Source organism: Micromonospora sp. NPDC049204 (genome assembly GCF_040647935.1).
In the GTDB taxonomy this organism is placed as follows: Bacteria; Actinomycetota; Actinomycetes; order Mycobacteriales; family Micromonosporaceae; genus Micromonospora.
In genome coordinates this window covers 196,603-220,097 of sequence record NZ_JBEZDC010000008.1, presented here as the reverse complement: position 1 = coordinate 220,097, position 23,495 = coordinate 196,603, and the positions used below count along the sequence as shown (strand labels likewise).

Genomic DNA, 23,495 nt, shown 5'->3' with positions numbered 1-23,495 from the left:
GCGCCCGACCGGTCACCTGGCCATTCTGGCCGCGCTGTCGTACGCCGCCGCTCGGGCGAGCACCTCGGGGGTCGCACGGGACGGGTGGCCGCTGTCGAACGGCGGTTGTGGGTCGTACTCCATCCAGAGCTGGATGGCCTCCGCGGTCGTCCGGTCGGTGAGGAGTTCGACGAGTCTCAGTCCCATGTCGATGCCGCTCGACACACCGGCCGCCGTGATGATGTGGGCGTCCGGTTCTTCGACGACTCGCTGGTCCGTCGGCTCGGCACCGAAGCGGGCCAACTCCTGGACGGCGCGGTAGTGACTGGTGCCCCGTCGACCCCGAAGCAGCCCGGCGGCCCCCAGCAGGATCGATCCGGAGCACACGGAGGTCGTGAGCGTCGTCGTCTCGTGGATGCGTCTGATCCAGCCCGGCAGCGGCCCGCTGAGAGCCTGAACGGTCCCTGGTCCTCCCGGGACGACGAGAACGCCGGCCGCCCGCACGTCTTCGAGCGCGATCTCGGCCACCAGGGAGACCATCCCGCAGTCGTCCCTGACGGGACCGGGGTGTTCGGCGACCAGGACCACGTCGATGCCCGGGGTGAGGGCCAGTGGTTGGTAGACGCCGATGACGTCCAGCGCGGTGAAACGCTCGTACAGAGGGATGACGACGTGGGTCACCGGAGGTCCCTTCGGTTGACAGTGCTGGGCCGTCGAACGCGGTCAGAGCATCGAGAAGCGTGCGCGGTAGGCGCCCGGGGTCGTGCCGAGCCGTTCACCGAAGACACGTCGGAGCGACTCGGCGGACCCGAGCCCCGACCTGGCCGCCACCACGTCGAGGGCGAGATCGGACTGCACCAGAAGGCGTTTGGCGGCCTCCAGGCGAAGCTCGCTGAGATACCGCCCGACGGTGAGCCCGGTCTCACGGACGAAGAGACGTTGAAAGTGCCGGGGCGACAGGGCGAGCCGCGCGGCAAGGTCGTCGACGCGGTGTTTCGCGGCCGGGTTGGCGTCGAGGGCACGCTGCACGGCAGCCACCCGTTTCTCCGTGGCACGTTCCAACCACACCGGGCCGGAGAACTGCGCCTGTTGGCCGGGCCGGTGCAGGAACATCACGAGCCAGCGGGCGATCTCCTGGGCGACTCGTGCTCCGTGGTCGGCCGCCACGACGGCCAGCGCCAGATCGATTCCGGACGTGACACCACCCGACGTCCAGACCGGGCCGTCGTGCACGTAGAGGGCGTCGTGGTCGACGGTGAGGTCGGTGAATCGCTGACCGAGGTCCCCCGACAGGGACCAGTGGGTGGCCACCCTACGACCGCTGAGCAACCCGGCCCGCGCGCACAGGAACGCCCCGGAACAGATCGACAACAATCGGGTGGGGCGGCACTCTCGCAACCAGGCGACGAGGTCGGCGTGCCCATCCCGGGCTGCCGTTCGGCCGCCGGGCACCACGAGGGTGCCGGCCCGGACCGGCTCTCCAAGCGCGTCGGCCAGCAGGACGAGGCCGCTCTCGGTCACCACCTCGGCCTCCGCGCCCGCCAGCCTCAGGTCGTACGCGTGGCGCTCACCATGTGCTGTCCGGTACCGGTTCGCCCCCGCCAGCACCTCCCACGGCCCGGTGACGTCGAGGGACTGCATGCCCGCGAAGGCGACGACGGTGACGCGCTCAACCATGCCCTGAGTCTGTCGGCGGAGTCGTCGTGGCGCCATGACGCCGTACCCACGGAAAATGACACGGCCCGTGACGTCTCGATCGAGACGGCCGGTGAGAAACGAGCCGCCGGTGCAGGTGATTTAGGCGATAAAGCACCTTTTGGGGGATTTCGTGGATCGGGCGTCCCCTGCGGTCGTGCGGCTCGTTACCCGTTCGTGACAATTGGTGAGACAGTGCATGTGGGATCGCGTACCAGCGTGGGCGTACGACGCCTGCTCCTGCCCGTGGTGGGAGGGGCGACCGTCGCCGTCCTGGCCCTGCTGGCGACCACCTCCGAGGCTCAGCCCCGACAACCGGTCGATCCGGTGGCCGGCACGCAGGGCTTCCTGGTCATGACCGCCGGAGACGCGCGGCTGCTCGGTGCCGAGAACGAGGGGACCATCGCGGTCGGGGGCAACCTCAGCTTCGGCAACTACCAGGTCGCCGGGCAGAGCGCCGGGACTTTCGTGGTGCCGCCGGACAGCAATCCGACGGCACTCGTGGTGGGCGGCCGGGTCGACTTCGCCGCCAGCGTCCCCGGGTCGCGGTTGCAGGTGTTGCAGAACGGCTACGTGAAGATCGGCGACCTGACCGGTACGTTCGTCCGCGACACCGACAACAACGCCGCAGCGGTCAACACCCGGGTCCTGCCGGTTAACGACTACGAGGCATCACCCCGGGTCGAGCTCGTGACCCGGCAACCCGTGGCGAGTGTCGGACCCTCCTCGCCACTGGATTTCGTCGGCGCGTTCGAGGGTTTCCGCGCGACCGCCACCAGCCTGGCCACCTGTCAGCAGAACGTCGTACTGACCACCCCGGAGGGTGCGCCGTTGCCCCGGCCCGTTCCCCCGGGCAGCAACGCGGTGGTCAACCTCGCCCCGGGTGTCACGAACGTGCTCAACCTGTCGGCCAGCGACCTTGCCAACATCTCGGTGCTCACCTTCGCCGACCAGCCCACGGCCGACACGCCACTGCTTGTCAACGTGGACACCAGCGGAGTCGGTGACGCGTTCGTCTGGCGGGCGCCGAACTTCGCCGGAATCGGCGGAGAACAGGCCAGATACATCCTGTTCAACCTCCCGACCGCCACCTCGGTCACGCTCACCGACGACAGCGCGACGATCGAGGGCACGATCTACGCGCCCAACGCCGCCCTGAACGCCGCGACGAACGCCAACATCGAGGGAAGCGTCATCAGTCGGACTCTGACGCACGACGGCGGGGAGATCCACGACTTCCCGTTCTCGTCGCTGCTGAACTGCTCCCAGCCGTCGCCGACGCCCACAGCGTCGACACCGACACCCACACCGACGACACCGACACCCACACCGACGGGGCCGACGCCGACACCGACGCTGCCCACGCCGACACCTACCGGGCCGACCTCGGCACCGACGACCCAGCCGCCGGTGAGCCCGACGGGCTACCCGACCAAGCACCCGTTGCCGGTCACCGGTACCTCAACCTGGCCGATGCTGGGGATAGGGAGCGCCGGAGTCGGCCTCGGTGTGGCCCTGCTACTGCTGGCCCGACTGAGACTGCGACGTAGCGAAAACTGAGACCGGTGATGGTGGGTCCAGGGCAAGGCCCTGGGCCCACCATCGACGTGCGGTCGAGTCAGTCCTGCGCCTGGTCCAGCTTGCCGGTGGCGGCGAGCCGCTGGTACCAGTGGGCGCTGTCCTTCCAGGTGCGGACCTGGGTGTCGTAGTCGACCCGGATGATCCCGAAGCGACGGTCGTAGCCGTAGCCCCACTCGAAGTTGTCCAGCAGCGACCAGACGAAGTAACCGCGTACGTCCGCGCCCTGGGCGCGGGCGTCGGCCATGGCACCGATGTGCCGACGGAGGTAGTCGATCCGGCGGTCGTCGTGGATCCGGCCGTCGGCCGACACCACGTCGTCGAACGCCGCGCCGTTCTCGGTGATCATCATCGGCTGGCTGGGGTATTCGCGGTGCAGGCGCAGCAGCAACTCGGTCAGGGCCGGCGGGTCGATGTTCCAACCCATCGCCGTGTACGGGCCGGGCTGCGGAAGGAAGTCGACGGTGTCGGCGGCGACCCACGGCGTCGAGGTCGACGCACCGTGCCCGTCGGCGTCGGAGCGGGCCGACACGCCGTCCCAGGCCCGGACCAGGGTGCTGGAGTAGTAGTTGACCCCGAGCACGTCCAGCGGCACCGCGATCTGCTTCTCGTCACCCGCGCGGACGAACGACCAGTCGGTGACGGACGCGGTGTCGGCCAGCAGGTCGGCCGGGTACTCCCCGTCCAGCATCGGGCCGAGGAACGCGCGGTTGGCCAGGGCGTCGATCCGCCGTACCGCGTCCCGGTCCGCCTCCGAGTCGGACGCCCCCCGGATGACGTGCAGGTTCAACGTCACCGACAGCTCGGCGGCGGGAGCCAGCTCCCGGACCACCCGACCGGCCAGCCCGTGCGCGAGGTTGAGGTGGTGCACCGCGGCCAGGGCCGCCGCCGGCTCCGTGCGACCCGGAGCGTGTACGCCGGAGGCGTAGCCCAGGTACGCCGAGCACCACGGCTCGTTGAGCGTCGTCCAGGTGTGCACCCGGTCGCCCAGCGCACCGACGATGCCGGCCGCGTACTCCTGGAAGCGCAGCGCGGTCTCCCGCGCCGCCCAGCCGCCGGCGTCCTCCAGCTCCTGCGGCAGGTCCCAGTGGTACATGGTGGCCACCGGACGGATGCCCCGTTCCAGCAGACCGTCCACCAGCCGCGCGTAGAAGTCGATGCCGGCCTGGTTGAAGCGGCCCGAGCCGCCCGGCTGCACCCGCGGCCACGAGACGGAGAACCGGTACGCGCTGAGCCCCAGGTCAGCGATGTGACCGAGGTCGTCGGCCCACCTGTGGTAGTGGTCGGCGGCCACGTCGCCGGTGTCGCCGTTCAACGTCCGACCCGGTGTGTGGCTGTAGGTGTCCCAGATGGACGGTCCGCGGCCGTCCTCCGTGACCGCACCCTCGATCTGGTACGCCGCCGTCGCCGACCCCCAGACGAAGCTCTCCGGGAAGTGGTGTCGCGTCATCGTTCCGTCCCCTGGATCTCGCAGCTGTAGCCCGTCGAGGTACCGGCGACCAGTTCGACACTGGCCGTCGCGGCCTCGTAGCGCACGTCGAACTCGGCGCCCGGCCCGTCCCCGGGTGACGGTACCCGTACCCGGGTCCGCTGCCCCTCGGCCGGTGCGTACAGCCGCAGCCGTACGTCGTCGGCCCACTCGTAGTCCGGTCGGTCGGTGCGGGAGCCGAACGGGATGACCGCGCCGGGCCGGGCCAACACCGGCAGGCTGTCGACCGCGTGCTTCTCGGTGACCCACGCCGGGCCGGTGACCTGAGCGCCGCTGACCAGGTGCGTCCAGGTGCCGGCGGGCACGTAGTAGGTGACGGTGCCGTCGGCGCTGAACACCGGCGCGACGAGCACGTCCGGGCCGAGCATGTACTGCCGGTCCAGGTGCGCCGTGGCCGGATCGTCCGGGAACTCCAGGAACATCGGGCGCATCACCGGCGTACCGTCGCGGTGCGCCTCCTGTGCGGCGGCCGCCAGGTACGGCATCAGGCCGAGCTTGAGCCGGGTGAAGTGCCGCAGCACGTCCACGGACTCCTCGTCGTACGCCCACGGCACCCGGTACGAGCCGGAGCCGTGCAGCCGCGAGTGCGAGGAGAGCAGCCCGAAGGCGACCCACCGCTTGAACACCGCCGGATCGGGGGTGCCCTCGAAGCCGCCGATGTCGTGGCTCCAGTAGCCGAAGCCGGACGCGGCCAGGGACAGCCCCCCGCGCAGCGACTCGGCCATCGCGACGAACGTCGACTCGCAGTCGCCACCCCAGTGCACCGGGAACTGCTGCCCGCCGGTGGTGGCCGAGCGGGCGAACAACACCGCCTCGCCCTTGCCCCGTTCGGCCTCCAGCAGCTCGAAGACCGCCTTGTTGTAGAGGTAGGAGTAGTAGTTGTGCATCCGCTGCGGGTCCGAACCGTCGTGCCACACCACGTCGGTCGGGATGCGCTCCCCGAAGTCGGTCTTGAAGCAGTCGACGCCCATGTCCAGCAGCGCCTTGAGCTTGCCGGTGAACCAGCGCACGGCGTCCGGGTTGGTGAAGTCGACGAGCGCCATGCCGGCCTGCCACCTGTCCCACTGCCAGACCGAACCGTCCGGGTTACGCACCAGGTAACCGGCCTCGCGGCCCTCCTCGAAGAGGTACGACCGCTGCGCGATGTACGGGTTGATCCAGACGCACACCTTCAGGTCACGCTCGTGCAGCCGGCGCAGCATCCCCTCCGGATCCGGGAAGGTCGCCGGGTCCCAGACGAAGTCGACCCAGTGGAACTGGCGCATCCAGAAGCAGTCGAAGTGGAACACCGACAGCGGCAGCCCGCGCTCGGCCATCCCGTCGACGAACTCGGTCACCGTCTTCTCGTCGTACGAGGTGGTGAACGAGGTGGACAGCCACAACCCGTACGACCACGCGGGGATCCGGGCCGGGCGGCCGGTGAGCGCGGTGTAGCGGCGCAGCACGTCCTTCGGGGTGGGGCCGTCGATGACGTAGTAGGTGAGCGACTGCCCCTCGACGCTGAACTGGGTCTGCGTGACCACCTCGGAGCCGACCTCGAACGACACGTGCTCCGGGTGGTCGACGAACACCCCGTAGCCGGCGCTGCTGAGATAGAACGGCACGTTCTTGTACGCCTGCTCGCTGGCGGTGCCGCCGTCGGCGTTCCAGATGTCGACGGTCTGCCCGTTCTTCACGAACGGGCCGAAGCGCTCACCCAACCCGTACACTGTCTCGCCGACGCCGAGGGCGAGCCGTTCGTGCACGTGCCGGCGGCCCTCGGCGTCGGTGACGACGCCGATGCTGCGCGCGGTGGACGCGGTGACCAGCCGGTCGCCGTGCAGGAACTCGACCCGCCACCCGTCGACGAGCGCGACCCGCGCGGTCAGCTCACCGGTGGTCAGCGTCGCGCTGAGCCCGGTGACGTCGACGGTGAGCGGGTGCGTCTCGTCGGTGCTCAGCCCGAAGTGCGGCTCGCGGGGCAGCCCACCGGTGTGGTGGGCGATGGTCACCCCGATGACGCCGGGGGCGGGGGAGAAGAACCGGACGGTGACCACGGGCCGGTTCAGGGTGTCGCCGCGACCGGTGACCTGGCCGGTCGGCGCGAAGACGGTGAAGCCGCGCTGGTCCGGCTCGACCGACTCGACGACGCCGGGGCGTAGGACGCTGACACCGGGGCGCAGTTGCCAGTACCCGTCGGTGAACTTCACTTCTCGGCTCCTGCCGTGATGCCGCGCGCCAGGGTGCGCTGGAAGATGAGGAAGAAGAGGATGGCCGGCACCAGGCTGATCAGGGCGCCGGCGTTCGTGGTCGGAGCGTCCATCAGCCGGTCACCCTGAAGCGACGCGAGCGCCACCGGGATGGTCTGCGTCTGGTTGTCGATCAGCATGACCAGCGGGATGAGGAACTCGTTCCAGGTCCAGATGAAGAAGAAGATGAGCAGCACCGAGAGGGTGGGGCGCAGGTTGGGGAAGACCACCCGCCACAGCACCGTCCACTTGCCGGCGCCGTCCAGCGCCGCCGCCTCCAACAGCGAGCGGGGGAACGTCCCCAGCACCGAGGCGAGCAGGTAGGTGCCGAACGCGCTCTGGATCACCGTGAAGATGATGATCACGGCGAGTCGGGTGTTGTAGAGCCCGACCTCCTTGGCCGCGTAGTACAGCGGGTAGATCAACGCCTCCTGCGGCAGCATGTTGGCCAGCAGGAACAACCCGACGATCCAGAGCCGGCCGCGGACCCGGCCGATGCCCAGGGCGTACGCGTTGAGCAGTGACACGGCGACGCCGAGCACGGCCACCGAACCGGCGATGAGCGCCGAGTTCCAGAGCTTGAGCGGGAAGTTCACCTCGGTCCAGTACGTGCGCAGGCCCCTGGTGTAGAACTCGCTCGGCCAGCTCAGCGGGCCACCCGACGAGTAGTCACCGGGCGACTTGAACGCGTTGAGCAGCATGAACGCGAACGGAACGAGCATGACCAGCGCGCCGACGACGACCAGGACGAGCACCACCCAACGGCTGACGCCGCGGTGGTGGCGATCGGGTACGGGCCGGCGTGGCGTCACCGGGGCCACGGTCGGAGTGATGACGGCCATCTCAGAACCCCCGGTCCCGGCGCTCGCTGCGGGCCTGCATCCAGATGAAGACCACGGCCACGACGACGATGATCAACGTCAGCACCGTGGAGATCGCGGAGCCGTAGCCGACCTGCAGCTTCTTGAAGAACGTGTAGTAGGCGAAGTACGACGGGACGTTCGTCGCGTTGTCCGGGCCGCCCCGGGTCAGGGCGAAGATCGGCCCGAACACCTTCAGCGCGGCGATGGTGCAGGTCAGCGCCACCACGAACGTCTCCGGCCGGATCTGCGGGAGGGTGATCGCCCGGAACCGGTGCAGCCAGTTCGCGCCGTCGACCTCGGCCGCCTCGTACAACTCGGGGTCGACCCGCTGCAACGCCGCCATGAAGACGACCACCGGGTAGCCGATCTGCACCCAGATCATCACCGCCATCACGGCCGGCAGGGCGGTGCCCGGGTCACCGAGCCAGTCGTGGCGCAGCGCGCCGAGACCGACCGCGTCGAGCAGGCTGTTGAACGCCCCGTCCGGGCGCAGGATCCAGCCCCAGACGATGCCGGCCACCACGACGGGCAGCACCTGCGGAAGGTAGAACGCGGCCCGCAGCGCGGCGGCGGTGCGCGGCTTGAACCGGCGGCCGATGACGTCGAAGAGCACCGCGGCGAGCAGCAGCCCGAGCACGGTGGGCACCACCACCATCGCGACGAGCATCCAGACGGTGTTGCGGAACGACGCCCAGAACACGTCGTCCTGCAGCAACTGCCGGTAGTTGTCCAGGCCGACCCACCGGGGGTCGCCGATGCCGGACCACTTGGTCAGCGACAGGTAGAGGGTGCCGATCAGCGGCGCGCCGATCACCAGGACGAAGAGCGTCGCTCCGGGGAGCAGGTAGAGCCAGTACGCCGCGTTGCGGCCGCGGCGTCTGCGGCTGGGCGCGGGCGGGGTGGGCGTCGCGGCCGGTGGTGTGGCGGCGACGGTCTCGGAGACTGCCATGGAAGATCCTTCCCGGCGGGGCGGGCGGGCGCGCCGGTCGTGCCGGTCACGCCCGCCGCTCGCCGTGTCACTTGCCGGTGATCTCCTTGACGCCATCGGCGTACGGCTTGGCGATCGTGTCGAGGACCTGGTCGGGCGACTTGGACCCGTTGATCAGGCCCTGGAAACCGGAGACCAGCACGTCGTAGTAGCCGGGGACCGGCCAGTCTGGGTAGAAGGCGAGCCCGTCGGCCTTGCTGACCGTGTTGAAGTCCTCGATCAGCTTGCGGTCCTTCGGGTCGCTGATCTTCGACGCGTCGGCGGCGACCGGCACACCACCGTTGTTGCCGATCAGGTCCTGGATTTCCGGACGCAGGGTGATGTCGATGAAGTCGTACGCCAGGCTCTTGGCCTTGCTGTTCTCCGGGACGACCCAGAGGTTGCCGGAGGAGCCGGCCTGCAGGGTGTTGCCGGGGAAGAGGAAGGTGTCCCAGTTGGCCTTCATCTCGGTCTTGAACCGGCCGTACCACCAGCTACCCGAGACGATCATCGGAACCTTGCCGCCGATGAAGGCGGTGCCCATGTCCTCGGCCTTGAGGCTTGCCGAGTTCTTCGCGACGTAGCCCTTCTGCACCCACTGGGCGAAGGTGTCCGCGCCGTACTTGAGCGGGTCGGCCTTGAAGTCCACCGGGTTCTTGTAGAGCTGGTAGTTGTCGACGAACTGCCGGTCGCCCTTGGAGAGGGCGAGCTGGTAGAAGAGCTGCCCGGCCGGGTACTCCGCGCCGGCCATGCCCAGCGGGGTGATGCCCTTGCCGACGAAGGTGTCCATCGCGGCGGTCATCTCGGCCATGCTGGTCGGCACCTTGACGCCGTTGCTCTGGAACAGGTCCTTGTTGTAGTAGACCGTGACGTACTCGCCGTAGTTCGGCACACCGAACCACTTGCCCGAGCCCATCACACCCTTGTCGCTGTACCGGGCGGTGGTCTGCAGGCTGGGGCTGAGCTTGCCGGCCCAGCCGCGCTTGTCGGCCTCGCCGCTCAGGTCGGTGAGGAGGCCCTGGGTGGAGAGCAGGCCCGCGGTCGCGTTGCCCTTGTTGTACTCCATGATGTCCGGGCCCTCGGACGAGTTGATGATCATGCCGGCGTTCTGCTGGATCTGCTCGAACGCCTTACGCTCGAAGCGCACCTCGACGCCCGGGTGCTCGGTCTTGAAGAGTTCGATGGCCCGGTTCCAACCGACGCCCATGGCGCTGTTCTCGCTCTCGTAGTGCCAGAGCTTGAGAACCTTGGCGTCGCTGTCGTCCCCGTTGTCGCCACCGCCGCAGGCGGCCACGGTGGTCGTCGCGGTCGCCGCCAGGGCGAGCGCGGCGACGATCCGGCGGAATCGCTGCATTACTATCCTCCTCGTTGAGTATCTAGCGGTACTGCATCGGGCCCGTCGTCGCGTTGCCGCGCGGCGGCGGGCCGTTTCTACTGGTCAGCCCCCATGAGTTGACGGCTTCGTGGTGCGGCTGTCGAACCCCGGATCTCCAGCGAGCACGGCAGCAGTTGTTGGTGGAGCCGATTGCCAGCGCCGTCCAGGTGGCGCACCAGCGCCTCGATCGCCATCCGGCCCAGCGCCGAACCGGGCGACGTCATCGCGGTCAGCGCCGGCGTCGCCAGTTCGGCCACCTGCGGCGAGGTGACCATCGAGACGACGGAGACGTCGTCGGGCACCGACAACCCACGACCGGTCAACTCGCCGAGAATGCCGAAGATCGCGGTCTCGTTCATGGCGAGCACGGCGGTCAGCTCCGGGGCCTGCGCGAACGCGTCGGCCAGGGCCGCACGACCGCCGGCGGCGCTGTCCTCGGCCGTGATCATCAGCGGGTCGAGACCGTGTCCGGTCATCGCCGCGACAAAAGCATCCCGGGTACGCAGCGCGGGGCCGTATCCGCTGGCCAGCGTCGCGGCCGAGTGGTTGACGTAGACGATCCGCCGGTGCCCCAGACCCACCAGGTGCGCGACGGCCTCCCGGACGGTCTGGTCGAAGTCGATGTCGACGTAGGAGAGCGCGCTGGTGTCGCCGGTCCGACCGATCAACACCAGCGGCACGCCGGCCTCCTGAAGCACGGTGACCCGCTCGTCGGCGAGCTGGACCTCCATCAGCACGACGCCGTCGAGCATCCGCTGGGTGGCCAGCCGCCGCAGGTCGTCGAGGTCGCCACCGCCGACCGGCGACAGTACGAGGTGGTAGCCGGCCGCGCTGGCCGCCGAGGCGGCGCCGGTGACGAAGGCGGTTTCGGTGGCGCCGAGGCCACGCTCGTCCATCGGCATCAGCAGGCCGAGGATCCGGCTGCGCCGGCTGGCCAGACCACGGGCCATCGCGTTGGGCTGGTAGTCGAGCTCCGCCATCGCGGCGAGCACCCTGTCCCGGGTGGCCTGGGAGATCGGCCGGGCGCCGGTGAGCACGTACGAGACGGTGCTGACCGAGACCTGCGCGAGGCGGGCGACGTCGTGCATGGTGGCCACGCGTACCTCCTCAGCCGGGGGTTGGGATCGCTCCCACCTGCGCGTCGAAGCGGTTCGACGAAGCGGTTCGACAGGACGCTAGGCCACCTGTTACGGCGACGTCAATAGCGGATGTCGAAAAGACTTCAGCGGTCACGCGAGTCCCCGCGCCCGTCCCTCCACCGCGCCGCACGCCCCGCTGGTGGGTCCCGGAGGGGGCGCTCCTCAAGATCGCACTCGATCCTGGTTGTAGTCCCCTCAGCCCGCACCGAGGCCACTACAACAAGGATCGAGCACGATCTTGCAAGGGCAAGGGCAAGGGCAAGGGCAAGGGCAAGGGCAAGGGCAAGGGCGCGGCATCACCGCCGCGCAGTGTGCGGGGCCGGGTTGGTCAGAGATCGATGTCGAACCGGCTCAGCACCGAGGGCGCGATCAGGCCGACGGTGGCGAGCGCCGAGACGACGGTCAGTGCGATGCGCATCCCGACCACCTCGGCCTTGCTGCCGACCCGCAGGGCGATGCTGTTCGGTAGGCCGACCATCATCCACATCCGCCGCTTGATCGGGATCGGCCAGAGGATCGGCACGCCCGCCCTGGTGATCATGTCACCGAGGATGTGCACGAAGCAGCCCACGCCCAGGGCCGTGCCGATCAGCGGATAGCCGCGACCTCCCGGCAGGTTGGCGAAGGTGAACCAGGCGGCCCCGGCCGATGCGAGCGTGATGATCACCCATCCGGCGCGTTCGGCCCACTCGTCGAACAGTCCACGTAGCGCCAGGCCGAACATGAAGAACAGGATGGTGATGACGGCCCACTTGCCGTACGCGGCGCAGAGCGCGGTGGTGCCCCAGCCGACCAGCAGGGTGAACGGCAGCGTATGGGTCAGCGTCCGGTGCCCGTTGTTGCGGCGGGGGTCCCTGCTGAGCTTCGTGGCGTAGTAGACCCCGAGCGAGATCTTCTCCATCACCTCGGCGGCGAAGAGCGAGAAGACGCCGAAGGTGCGAGCCACTGTGGCACCACCCTGGTTCTTGGTCACCTTGCCGGACATGTCGAGGTCGGGAAAGAGCGCGCCGCCGGCACACACCGCGGTGCCCACCGCCAACGCGAGCGGCGACTGGTGATAGTCGGCGAACTGGTCCAGTGCCCAGGACCCCGCCAACCACGCCGCCGCGCCGGACAACGCGTGCTGTGGTCCCATCATGTCGGCTCACCCTCCCCAGGGATCTTGAGCGCCCAAAACTACGCCACTGTAGTCAGCGTCGGCGTCGCAGGGGCATCACCCGGAGGGTCCACATCGGACGACGTCAGAGAGCTGGGGTGAAGCTCTGCCGGATCATCGGCAAGTATGCCGCGTTGACCTGCCAGTCGAACTCTTTTGTCATCCACGAGACGGTGTAGGAGCGGTCGGCCGAGGTGTTGGCCAGTAACCGGAAACTGTGCAGCTGTTCACCTGCGGCGTTCCTCCAGCCGCACTCCCAGGCCGCCCCGCCCTCGAAGATGTCCATCGCGGAGATGTCCACCCGGACGTAGCCGTTCAGCAGCGCGTCGCCGGTGGTGAGTCGCGCCTCCTCGGCCTTCCAGTACGCCACCGGGTCGGCCCGCGCCGGCCCTGCCTCGACGCTGAGCACCCGGGCGCCGTCGTGCTCCCGGAAGCAGGTCACCGCCCCCTCGGTCCAGCGTGTCCAGCCCACCGGCACGGCAATCCGAAACCCGGCCGGGTCGTCGTGCCAGGTCCAGCCCACGCGCAGTTGGTACGGCGCGTCCGCCGGGCGTGACTTCGAGGCCACCGGAGTGGCCGTCGGCGGTGGCGTCGCGCAGGCGAACGCGGTCGGCCGGGGGGTCGGCGGGGCGGTCGGCGCGCCGCCTCCGGACCCCGACGGTGGTGTGCGCTCGGTGTTGTGGTCGACAAGTGCCAGCGTCACACCCGCGGCGACGAGCAGGGCGGTGGCCGCTCCGCCCAGGACGAGCAGACGCCGCCGCCCGGGGCGGGTGCCCGTCGTGCGGGTCGGTGTCGGCGCATCGTCGGGTGCGGAGTCCGGGTCGACCCGGTCGGGCAGGACGGCCCGGCCCGCGCTGCGTACCGCGGTCACCGCCGAGGACGGCGTTGGCCCGACCGGCCGGTCGTGGGCCGCCGCGGCGCTGCGGAGCAGCGGCTCCACCTCGGTGGCGGTCAACCGCCGCCAGGGGTCACGTTGCAGCAGGCCGTTGAGCGCGGGACGCAGCGGGCCGGCGCGGCGCATCGGGTCCGGTGGGTCGGTGGCCAGCGCGCTGAGGGTCGCCATCGCGCTGGACCGGGCGTACGGCGACTGCCCCTCGACCGTCGCGTAGAGCGTCGCGCCCAACGACCACAGGTCGGTACGCGGATCCGACACCCCTTCGCGGGCCCGCTCCGGCGCGACGAACTGCGGTGAGCCGAGCACCGTGCCCGGCCCGGTCATCGCGCCCTCGCCACCGTCGAAGGTGGCCAGCCCGAAGTCGGTGAGTACCACCCGCCCGTCGTCGGCGACCAGCACGTTGTGGGGTTTCACGTCGCGGTGCAGCACCCCGGCGGCGTGTGCGGCCCGCAGCGCGGCGAGCACCGCCAACCCGATCTGGGCGGTGCGTTGCGGGCTCAGGGGTCCCTCGTCGCTGATGATCTGCTGCACCGACCGGGACGGCACGTACTCCATCACGATCCAGGGGCTCTCCCGGTCGTGCACCACGTCGTAGATCCGGACCACATTGGGGTGATTGAGCCGGGCAGCGGTGCGGGCCTCGCGCAGCGTCCGCAGCCGCGACTCCTCGCGTTCGGCCTCGGCCAGCCAGGACGGCGGCACGACCTCCTTCACGGCGACGTCGCGGTGCAGCATCTCGTCGCGAGCAAGCCACACCCGACCCATCCCGCCGGTGCCGACCAGGTCGAGCAGCCGGTACCGACCCGCGATCAGCAACTGATGCACGGTCGCTCCCCCTTGGTCACCCCGGGTTACACGATAGCCACAGGTGCCGGCATTCTCATCCGCTGAGCGGCCTCGATCCACGCCGGACGGTGGTCCGGATCATGGCCGTACGGTGCAGGTCAGCGGGGTGGTCGGAAACTCTTTCGCACCACTGACCAGTCGGTGTCGCCCGCCGCCCAGTCCTCGTCGGCGGTGATCCAGCCCAGCGTCCAGGGGGCGGCGCCGACGACGAGTTGTCGGGCGTGCAGCAGTGGGCCGTCAGGTGCCCGCCAGCGGCACTCCCACTCGGCGCCATCGTCGCGCGGGGCGAGAAGGATCTCGTCGTACTCCGGTAGTGCCCCGCCCCCGGCCGCCGCGTCCCGGGCCGCCTGCAGCGCGGCCAGCGGATCGGCGGCACCATCCGCGGCGACGCTGAACGTCCGGCCGGTCGCCGGGTCCTGGAAGCAGGCCACCTCACCGTCGCGGGAGTAGTGCCAGGTCGCCGGCACGGAGACCCGGAAGCCGGTGGTGTCGGCGTGCCAGACCCAGCCGGGCGGCGGGCGGAACCGTTCGCCGGGAGCCGGTGCGCGGGCCGTCACCGGCGCACCGCCGATGTCCGGGCGCACGCAGGCGAACGGTGGTGGGGCCACGTCGCGCCCGCCGGGTGGCGGTCGGTGCCGGTCGGGGCCGGGACCGTACGGGCCGTCCCGGCCGCCGCCGTTCGGCGGGGCGTACGGCGGTGGGTCGGAGGGCCGGGCGACGGTGTCGGTGGGCTGGTCAGCGGTGACGGCCAGCGCGGTGCCGACACCGGCGGCCACGGCCACCAGGAGTGACACGGCGACCAGCGCGACCCGCCGTGACGTGCGGCGCCCCTTCGATTCGCCGGGCACCGCAACCGCATCACCCGCGGCCCGGCCGGGCTGGGGTGGCGCGCTGGTCGACTCCTGATCGGCCGACCCGTCGGCCCCGGCGGTCGCGTCTCCCGTCGGCGACCCGAGCCGGCCCGCCGACCCCGGCCCCGCCGCCGACCCCGGCCCCGGCCCTGAACCCAGCCCCGACCTTGACCCCGGGGCCGACACCGGCGGCGGATCGGGGTGGCCGGTCGTCGCCCGGACCAGCAACCGGCGGGCCGCCTGGTGGTCGAGGCGATCGCGCGGGTCGCGGCGCAACAACCCCGCGAGTACCGGCGCGAGCGCCCCGGCGTGCGGGGCCGGGTCCGGCGGTCCGGCGGCCAGCGCGCTCAGGGTCGCCATCGCGGTGCTGCGGGCGTACGGGGAGCGGCCCTCAACCGCGGCGTGCAGGGTCGCTCCGAGGGACCACAGGTCGGCGGCGACCGTGGACGCCCCCTCGGCGGCTCGCTCCGGGGCGACGTACTGCGGGGAGCCGAGGACCATGCCGGGGCGGGTCGTCACGCCGTCGCCGCCGTCGAAGGTGGCCAGCCCGAAGTCGGTGAGCATCACCCGTCCGTCGTGCGCCACCAGCACGTTCTGGGGTTTGATGTCGCGGTGCAGCACCCCGGCGGTGTGCGCGGCGTGCAGCGCGTCGAGGACGGCGAGGCCGATCCGGGCGGCGCGGGAGGGCTCCAGTGGCCCTTCGGCGTCGACCACGTCCTGGAGTGTGCGGGACGGGACGTACTCCATCACGATCCACGGGTTGTCGTCGACCGGGATGACGTCGTAGAGCCGGACCACAGCGGGGTGGTTGAGCCGGGCCGCGGCGCGCGCCTCCCGCAGGGTGCGCGAGCGCACCTCGGCCCGTTCGTGGTCGGCCAGCCACGTGGGCGGCACGATCTCCTTGACGGCGACCTCGCGGTGCAGCATCTCGTCGCGGGCCAGCCACACCCGGCCCATGCCCCCGCGACCCACCAGGTCGAGCAGCCGGTACCGACCGGCGATCAGCACCTGCGCACGCTCCTCCTCAGCCGCTGTCCGGGCTACACCCTAACCAGCGGATCGGAAGTCACCTATCGGTAGTCCGACTCGGCTCAGCAGGCGGCGTGGTCGACGCGCGCCAGCAGATTGCCCTCGGGGATGGCGATCCGGGCACGTCCACCAGCCAGTCGGGCGGAGGCACGCCGGGCCTGGAGCGGATCGTGCTCGCGGCGGGCCGCGGCGTAGCTGGCGGCCGTGCGGGCGGCGATCGTGGCCCACCCGTACTGTTCGCCGACCATGGTGCGGGCCCGGCGCGCCACCCGCCGGGCGAAGACCTCGTCGTCGAGCAGTTGACCGACCGCGCCGGCGAGCGCATCGGGGTCGCTGTGCGGGAACGTCACCCCGGTCACGCCGGACTCCACGATCTCGGCGAGGCCGCCGGTACGGGCCACCGCCAGTGGCGCCCCGGCGGCTGCCGCCTCCAGCGCCACCATGCCGAACGGCTCGTAGAGGCTGGGCACCACTGTCGCGTCGGTGGCGCCGAGCATCGCCGGCAGTTGGGTGGAGTCGAGGAAACCGGTGAACCGGACGGTCGAGCCGAGCGCCAGCCGTCGAGCCTGGGCTTCCAGCTCGGGTCGGTACGGGCCGTCACCGGCGATCACCACGCGCAGACCCGGGTGCCGCTCGCGCAGCCGGGGCACCGCGTGCACCAGGTGCTGGACGCCCTTCTCGTAGACCAGCCGTCCGGCGTACCCGATCAACGGGCCGTCCCCGGCGAACCGTGCCCGGGCCGACGCGACCGCGCGTGGGCGGGCCCGCCAGGCCCGGCCGTCGACCCCGTTGGGCACCACGTCGACCTGGGTGGCCGGGACGTCGAACAGGGCCTTCACCTGCTCACGCATGTACCCGGAGCAGACGATCACTCGGCCGGACTCGTTGCTGAGCCACTGCTCGACGCCGTGGATGGTGCGGTTCATCTCCTCCGGCAGCCAGCCCTGGTGCCGTCCGGCCTCGGTGGCGTGCATGGTGGTGACCAGGGGCAGGTCCAGGTGCTCGGCCAGGGAGACGGCGGTGTGGGCGACGAGCCAGTCGTGGGCGTGGATGACGTCGTACGAACCGGCCTGGGTGGCGCGTAGTGCGGTGCGGGTGAGGGTGTGGTTGAAGGCCATGGTCCAGGCCAGCAGGGAGCTGGTGGCCAGGGGGAAGGCGACCGGGTCCTCGGGGGCGCGCAGGATGCGGACGCCGTCGGCGTACTCCTCCATGGGTGCGCCGTCGGTGTGGCGGGTGACGACGGTGACCTCGTGGCCGGCGGCGGCAAGGGCGACGGAGAGGGCGTGCACGTGGCGGCCGAGGCCGCCGACGAGCACCGGCGGGTATTCCCAGGACAGCATCAGCACCCGGAGTTGCCGGGCGGCGTGAATGTCGATCACGTGGGCGTCGGGTGACATGCGGCCCCCTTTGAGTTGTCCCCGGGCGCGCGCCGACCGACACCGGAAGTGATGTCGCCGTCGCGTCTGGATCGGGGCCAATCCTGCCGGGATCGAGATAACCGGCGGCGACACCACCGTTGCGGTCGTGTAAAGCGCTACTGGCCCTTTCGGCGCACCCGCAGCAGCTCGGCCACCGACCACGCCTGGAATGGGCAGCCGGTCGCGGCGTGCGGCGCGAGGCCGTCGGCCGTCTCGCTTACCGAGCCTAATCCATATTCGGTCAGATGAGACTCAATCCCAACGAACGTGTCATCGACTGACATCTTGCCCCGGCGGGCGGCGTCGACGTACGGGCCGAGCAGCCACGGCCACACCGTGCCCTGGTGGTAGCCCCCGTCGCGCTCGGCGGGGCCACCCCGGTGCCGGCCCACGAACTCCGGCGAATCCGGGGCGAGGCTGCGCGGCCCGAGCGGGGTGAGCAGCCCGTCCGCGACGCGGCGCAACGTCGCCTCGTCCGGTTCCAACGGCGCGAACGGCAGCGACCAGGCCAGCAACTGGTTGGGACGCAGCGCGTCGTCGTCGTGCAGGGCGGCCCCACCCAGCGGGTACGCCGGCGCGGGCGCGTCCAGCACGTCGTGCAACCAGCCGGTCGGCGACGGGAAACGCTCCCGGAACGAGGCGGTCGCCTGCCCGTGCCGTCGCCACAGCTCGTCCGCGTCCTGCCCGGCCAGCTCGGTCAGCTCCGCGAGCCCAGCCAGCCCGTTGATCCACAACGCGTTGACCTCGACCGGCTTGCCGGTACGTGGGGTGACCGGCACCCCGTACACCCGGGCGTCCATCCAGGTCAGGGCGGTGCCGGCGGCGCCCTGGCTGAGCAGGCCGTCGGCCGGGTCGACGGCGATCCCGTACCGGGTGCCCGCCACGTGGGCGTCGATCACCCCGCGCAGCGCGGGCAGCAACTCGTCGCCGAGATCGGTGTCACCGGTGACCGTGACGTGCCGGCTCACCGCGTGCAGGAACCACAGCGTGCCATCGACGGTGTTGTACTCCACCCGACCGGTGTCGGCCGTGTTGGCCAGCATCCCCTCGGACAGCGTCGCCGCGTACGACCGCAGCAGCTCGCGCCCCTCAGCGGCCCGGCCCGTGCAGAGGAACAACCCCTCGTACGAGATCATCGTGTCCCGGGACCAGGCCCCGAACCACGGGTAGCCGGCGACCACGTCCGCTGCCGCGTCGTTGGTGCGCACCACGAACGCGTCGGCGGCCAGCACCAGGGTGGCCTCCACGTCGTCGGCCGGCTTCGCCGCCGCCACCACGTGTCGGTTGCGCCGCCGGGCCGTCGCCACGATGTCCTCCGCCGCCATGGGCTCCAGGTCGAGCGGATCGGCCCAGGCCCGCACCGACACCGTGTCGCCGGGGCTCGTCAACTCGCCGACGAAACGCCCCGCGTACCAGAGATCCTCGTCCGGGTGCAGACCCCGGTTGGCCTCCTCGCGGTGGTGCACGCCCAGCCACCACTGCCCCTCGGGCGTCCAGCCCGGCCCGGCCAGCCGGTACGCGCCCTCGACCACCGCGCCGCCGGCCACCGACTCGACCTGCGGGATCGGGCCGTCCGCCCGCCGCTCGCCGTGCGCGTCGCGCCAGGTGCAGGCGGCGGACAACTCCAGCCGGACGGGACCGCCGGCGACCAGCCGGTGCACCACCGCGACGCAGGAGCGGCCGGGCAGCATGGCCACCTCCCGCTCGATCACCACCGACCCGATCCGCCACCGCCACCGGGGCAGCCCGTCGACCAGGTCGAAGCGTTCCAACAGCTCGAAGCCACGCGGGTCCACGTCGCCGGAGGACCACTCGTGCGCGCCGAGCCGCACCCGAGCCCCGGACGGCAGGGTGACCGCCGGATCGAGACTCACCAGTCCCACCTGACGAGACGCCGGGGTTTCGCCGGGAACCACCAGCAGACCGTGGTAGCGGCGGGTCCGCAGCCCGGCGACGGTGCCCATCGCATAGCCGCCGAGACCGTCCGGAACCAGCCACTCCCGGCTGGCCGCGCTGGTCAGATCGCCGCAGACCTGCGGGCCGAAGTGAATGTCAATCAACTTTCCTCCACCGGCGGCAAGGTGTAACACGCCACGACGAGAATGGCCGCTGTGGTCAAGTACCGCGGCGACGTCAAAGATATGCACGTGATCACTGACCGATCGTCCTCCGACGCCTCGCCACCCGACGCCGAGCGGCTCCGGCTCGCCCAGGCGGACTCGGGGGAGCAGGACTGGCGCGCATGGGGTCCCTATCTGTCCGAACGGGCGTGGGGGACGGTACGGGAGGACTACAGCGAGCACGGAACGGCCTGGGACTACTTCCCACATGACCACGCGCGGTCCAGAGCTTACCGGTGGAACGAAGACGGGATGGCGGGCGTCTGCGACGAACGACAGACGTTCGCGTTCGCTCTCGCGCTGTGGAACGGCAAGGACCCGATCCTCAAGGAACGGATGTTCGGCCTCGGCGGCGACACCGGCAACCACGGCGAGGACGTCAAAGAATATTGGTGGTACGAGGACTCCACGCCCACCCACTCCTGGATGCGCTGGCGCTACCACTACCCGCAGGCCGCCTTCCCGTACGACGAACTCGTCGCGGTGAACGCGTTGCGCGGCCGCGACGACACCGAGTACGAGCTGGTCGACACCGGGATCTTCGACGACGACAGGTACTGGGCGGTGACCGTCGACTACGCCAAGGCGTCCCCGACCGACCTGTGCATGGTGATCACCGTGGCCAACCGGGGCGACCGGGCGGCGACCCTGCACGTGCTGCCCACCCTGTGGTTCCGCAACACGTGGGCCTGGGGCCTCCCCGGTGGTGACCGCATCCCGACCCTGACCGGGCAGGGCACCCGGCTCGTCGGCGAGCACCGCGTGCTCGGCCAACTGCTGCTGGAGGGTGACGGCGGCCCGGTGCCGCTGGTCTGCGACAACGACACGAACGCCGAGCGGCTCTGGGGCCTGCCCGGCCGTTCGCCGTACCCGAAGGACGGCATCAACGACCACGTGGTCAACGGCGCGGCCACCGTCAACCCCGCGCGGGAGGGCACCAAGGGCGCGCTGCACTACGTACTCGACGTGCCGGCCGGTGGGCAGCGCCAGATCCGGCTGCGGCTGACCCGTACCGCGTCGCCGCCGGCCGCCGCGCCGCCGCCCCCGGCCGACCTCAGCGAGGGCTTCGAGGCCGTGGTGTGGGCACGGCGGGCCGAGGCGAACCGGTTCTTCGCCGGGGTGATCCCACCGGCCGCCACCGCCGACGAGGCGCTGGTGGCCCGGCAGGCGATCGCCGGGCTGATGTGGGGCAAGCAGTTCTACCACTTCGACGTCAAACGCTGGCTCGAAGGCGACCCGGGCTCGACGCCGCCGGCCGGGCGTCGACACGGGCGCAACAGCGCCTGGTGGCACATGACCAGCTTCGACGTCATCTCCATGCCCGACCCCTGGGAATATCCCTGGTACGCGGCCTGGGACCTGGCCTTCCACTGCGTGAGCATCGCCCGGGTCGACCCGGGCTTCGCCAAGGAGCAGATCCTGCTCCTGCTCCGCGAGTGGTACCTGCACCCCAACGGGCAGATCCCGGCGTACGAGTGGGCGTTCGGTGACGTGAACCCGCCGGTGCACGCCTGGGCCGCGCTGAAGGTGTTCGAGATCGACGGAGGGCGGGACTACGAGTTCCTGGCCCGGGTGATGCACAAGCTGCTGCTCAACTTCACCTGGTGGGTCAACCGCAAGGACACCGGCGGCAACAACGTCTTCGAGGGCGGCTTCCTCGGGCTGGACAACGTCGGACCGTTCGACAGGTCGGCGGCGCTGCCGGTGGCGGGCGTGCTGGAGCAGTCCGACGGCACCGGCTGGATGGCCATGTACGCGCTCAACCTGCTGGACATGGCGGTCGTCCTCGCCGAGCACGACCGGACCTGGGTGGACACCGCCACCAAGTTCTTCGAACACTTCCTCTACATCGCCGCCGCCGCGTACGAGCAGGGGTTGTGGGACGACGAGGACGCGTTCTTCTACGACGTGCTGCGCCTCGCCGACGGCACGAAGGTGCCGCTGAAGGTCCGTTCCGTGGTCGGGCTGCTGCCGTTGGCCGCGACCACCCGGCTCACCGCGAAGACCCTGCACCGCCTACCGGAGTTGGGCGCGCGGTTGCGCTGGTTCCTCACCAACCGCCCGGAGTACGCGCAGGTGATCGGCACCCGCCGCCTCGGCCCGGACGGCCGACAGCAGCGACTGCTGTCCATGGTCGGTCAGGAGCAGGTGGTCCGGCTGCTCGCCCGGATGCTCGACCCCGACGAGTTCCTCTCCGACTTCGGCCTGCGGACGCTGTCCCGCGCGCACCTGGACAAGCCGTTCTCGGTCACCCTCGGCGGGCTGGAGTTCTCCGTCGGCTACGAGCCGGCCGAGTCGACGAGCGGCCTGTTCGGCGGCAACTCGAACTGGCGCGGACCGATCTGGATGCCGACGAACTTCCTCCTGATCAGCGCCCTGCGGGACTACGCCGCGTTCTTCGGCGACGACCTCCAGGTGGAATATCCGACCCGCTCCGGGGTGAAACGCAGCCTCGACGAGATCGCCGACGATCTGTCCGCGCGGCTGATCTCACTCTTCACCCAGGACGACTGGGGCCGGCGGCCCATCTACGGCGCGTGTCAGCTCTTCCAGACCCACCCCGACTGGCGAGACCTGGTGGCCTTCCCCGAGTACTTCCACGGCGACAACGGTGCCGGCCTGGGCGCCTGGCACCAGACCGGCTGGACCGCGCTGGTGGCCGATCTGATCCTCACGCTGCGCCGCTGACGTCCCCCCCGCGGGGGCGCCTCCGGCATGATCGCGCTCGATCCATGTCGTAGTGGTGTCCCTGGCACTGGGAGGCCACTCGATCCTGGATCGAGCACGATCATGCGGCCGGCAGGGCCCTCAGCCGGTGACGAGGCCGAACTTGATCAGGCTGTCGGCGGTGTCGGTGATGGTCGTCTCCACCGGGCGAGGCCGCCAGCCGAGGACGTTGCGGGCCTTGTCGTTGCTGATCACCGGAATCTGTCCGCGCAAGGCGGCAGCGTCGCGTAGGGCGGGCTCGGTCTTCGCGGCCTCCCGGACCTCCTCGTCGGTCAACTCCCGGGCCGGCACGCGGTCGGCCAGGCTGGGCAGGTGCCGAGCCAACATCTTCGCCATGTCGAAGAAGCTGATCGACGGGCCGCCGACACCGATGAACCGCCCGCCGGCGGCGGCCGGGTGCAGCATCGCGCGTAGGTGCAGGTCGACCACGTCCCGGACGTCGACCACCCCGAAGTACATCCGGGGTACGACCGGCATCGCCCCCTGGAGGAACGCCTGCACCAGCCCGGTCGACGCGGACACCCGCGGCCCCAGCAGCGGCCCGAAGATGCCGGTCGGATTGACGACGCTCAGCTCGACTCCACCGTTTTCCCGGACGTAGTCCCAGGCCGCACGCTCGGCGAGCGTCTTCGAGCGGTGGTACGCCGGGATGTCGTCGTCGACGTTCGTCCAGTCCGCCTCGCTGTACCGCCCGTCGGGCTTGACCGTGTAACCCACCGCCGCGTACGACGAGGTCAGCACCACCCTGCGCACCCCGGAATCGCGGGCGGCCCGTAGGACGCGCAGCGCCCCGTCGCGGGCCGGCCGGATCACCTCGTCGTCGTTCTTGGGCGGGGTGAACGGGAACGGTGATGCGTGGTGCAGCACGTACCGCGCCCCGTCGACGGCCTCGGCCCAGCCCTCGTCGGCGGACAGGGCCGCGGTCCGGAACTCGACCCGGCCGTCCGGGTTCGTGCCGGCCTGCCGAATCCGGTCGAGCACGTCGTTGCCCTGGCCCGGCTCGCGCACGGAGACCCGCACCCGGTAACCCTCGTCCAGCAGTCGCGCGACGGAGTACCCGCCGACGTGCCCGGTGGCGCCGGTCACGAGGACGAGGCTGTCGTCGGTCGCCCCCAGGGGGATGTCGTTCTGCATGATCTT

16 protein-coding genes are annotated in these 23,495 nt (G+C 70.8%); 2 read left to right on the top strand and 14 right to left on the bottom strand.

Annotated elements, in window-relative coordinates; genetic code table 11:
• Positions 1–12 precede the first annotated feature (12 nt).
• Positions 13–660 (bottom strand): DJ-1/PfpI family protein, encoded by a 648-nt coding sequence (locus tag AB0A90_RS17890; RefSeq protein ID WP_357248567.1) that lies wholly within the window; start codon positions 658–660, stop codon positions 13–15.
• Between the two features lie 42 nt (positions 661–702).
• On the bottom strand, positions 703–1,656 hold the full coding sequence (locus tag AB0A90_RS17885) for a helix-turn-helix domain-containing protein (RefSeq protein WP_357248564.1): 954 nt from the start codon (positions 1,654–1,656) through the stop codon (positions 703–705).
• Between the two features lie 291 nt (positions 1,657–1,947).
• On the opposite strand from AB0A90_RS17885, the gene AB0A90_RS17880 reads away from it, so the two are divergent.
• Positions 1,948–3,234, top strand: coding sequence for a choice-of-anchor A family protein (locus AB0A90_RS17880; RefSeq protein WP_357248794.1), 1,287 nt, complete (start codon positions 1,948–1,950; stop codon positions 3,232–3,234).
• Positions 3,235–3,292: 58 nt separating this feature from the next.
• On the opposite strand, the gene AB0A90_RS17875 is transcribed toward AB0A90_RS17880, so the two are convergent.
• From AB0A90_RS17875 to AB0A90_RS17825, 11 genes are all read right to left on the bottom strand, one after another.
• On the bottom strand, positions 3,293–4,702 hold the full coding sequence (locus tag AB0A90_RS17875; protein WP_357248561.1) for a GH1 family beta-glucosidase: 1,410 nt from the start codon (positions 4,700–4,702) through the stop codon (positions 3,293–3,295).
• Positions 4,699–6,930 (bottom strand): alpha-xylosidase, encoded by a 2,232-nt coding sequence (gene yicI, locus AB0A90_RS17870; RefSeq protein WP_357248558.1) that lies wholly within the window; start codon positions 6,928–6,930, stop codon positions 4,699–4,701. Before yicI ends, AB0A90_RS17875 begins: the two co-directional genes overlap by 4 nt.
• Entirely contained in the window at positions 6,927–7,811 is an 885-nt protein-coding gene (locus tag AB0A90_RS17865; protein WP_357248555.1) for a carbohydrate ABC transporter permease, read from the bottom strand. Before AB0A90_RS17865 ends, yicI begins: the two co-directional genes overlap by 4 nt.
• A 1-nt stretch (position 7,812) precedes the next feature.
• Positions 7,813–8,781 (bottom strand): sugar ABC transporter permease, encoded by a 969-nt coding sequence (locus tag AB0A90_RS17860; protein WP_357248550.1) that lies wholly within the window; start codon positions 8,779–8,781, stop codon positions 7,813–7,815.
• A gap of 67 nt (positions 8,782–8,848) precedes the next feature.
• On the bottom strand, positions 8,849–10,153 hold the full coding sequence (locus AB0A90_RS17855; protein WP_357248547.1) for an extracellular solute-binding protein: 1,305 nt from the start codon (positions 10,151–10,153) through the stop codon (positions 8,849–8,851).
• 77 nt (positions 10,154–10,230) lie between these two features.
• Positions 10,231–11,262 (bottom strand): LacI family DNA-binding transcriptional regulator, encoded by a 1,032-nt coding sequence (locus tag AB0A90_RS17850; RefSeq protein ID WP_357248791.1) that lies wholly within the window; start codon positions 11,260–11,262, stop codon positions 10,231–10,233.
• A gap of 379 nt (positions 11,263–11,641) precedes the next feature.
• On the bottom strand, positions 11,642–12,451 hold the full coding sequence (locus AB0A90_RS17845) for a metal-dependent hydrolase (RefSeq protein WP_357248543.1): 810 nt from the start codon (positions 12,449–12,451) through the stop codon (positions 11,642–11,644).
• 103 nt (positions 12,452–12,554) lie between these two features.
• Positions 12,555–14,189, bottom strand: a complete 1,635-nt coding sequence (locus AB0A90_RS17840; protein WP_357248540.1) for a serine/threonine-protein kinase — start codon at positions 14,187–14,189, stop codon at positions 12,555–12,557.
• Positions 14,190–14,308: 119 nt separating this feature from the next.
• Complete coding sequence (locus tag AB0A90_RS17835; RefSeq protein ID WP_357248537.1) at positions 14,309–16,069, bottom strand: protein kinase; 1,761 nt, start codon at positions 16,067–16,069, stop codon at positions 14,309–14,311.
• Between the two features lie 83 nt (positions 16,070–16,152).
• Complete coding sequence (locus AB0A90_RS17830; RefSeq protein ID WP_357248534.1) at positions 16,153–17,487, bottom strand: glycosyltransferase family 4 protein; 1,335 nt, start codon at positions 17,485–17,487, stop codon at positions 16,153–16,155.
• A gap of 137 nt (positions 17,488–17,624) precedes the next feature.
• Complete coding sequence (locus AB0A90_RS17825) at positions 17,625–19,568, bottom strand: amylo-alpha-1,6-glucosidase (RefSeq protein ID WP_357248531.1); 1,944 nt, start codon at positions 19,566–19,568, stop codon at positions 17,625–17,627.
• 81 nt (positions 19,569–19,649) lie between these two features.
• On the opposite strand from AB0A90_RS17825, the gene AB0A90_RS17820 reads away from it, so the two are divergent.
• On the top strand, positions 19,650–22,316 hold the full coding sequence (locus AB0A90_RS17820; protein WP_357248528.1) for a glucosidase: 2,667 nt from the start codon (positions 19,650–19,652) through the stop codon (positions 22,314–22,316).
• A 120-nt stretch (positions 22,317–22,436) separates the two neighbouring features.
• On the opposite strand, the gene AB0A90_RS17815 is transcribed toward AB0A90_RS17820, so the two are convergent.
• Positions 22,437–23,489, bottom strand: a complete 1,053-nt coding sequence (locus AB0A90_RS17815; RefSeq protein WP_357248525.1) for an NAD-dependent epimerase/dehydratase family protein — start codon at positions 23,487–23,489, stop codon at positions 22,437–22,439.
• Positions 23,490–23,495 lie beyond the last annotated feature (6 nt).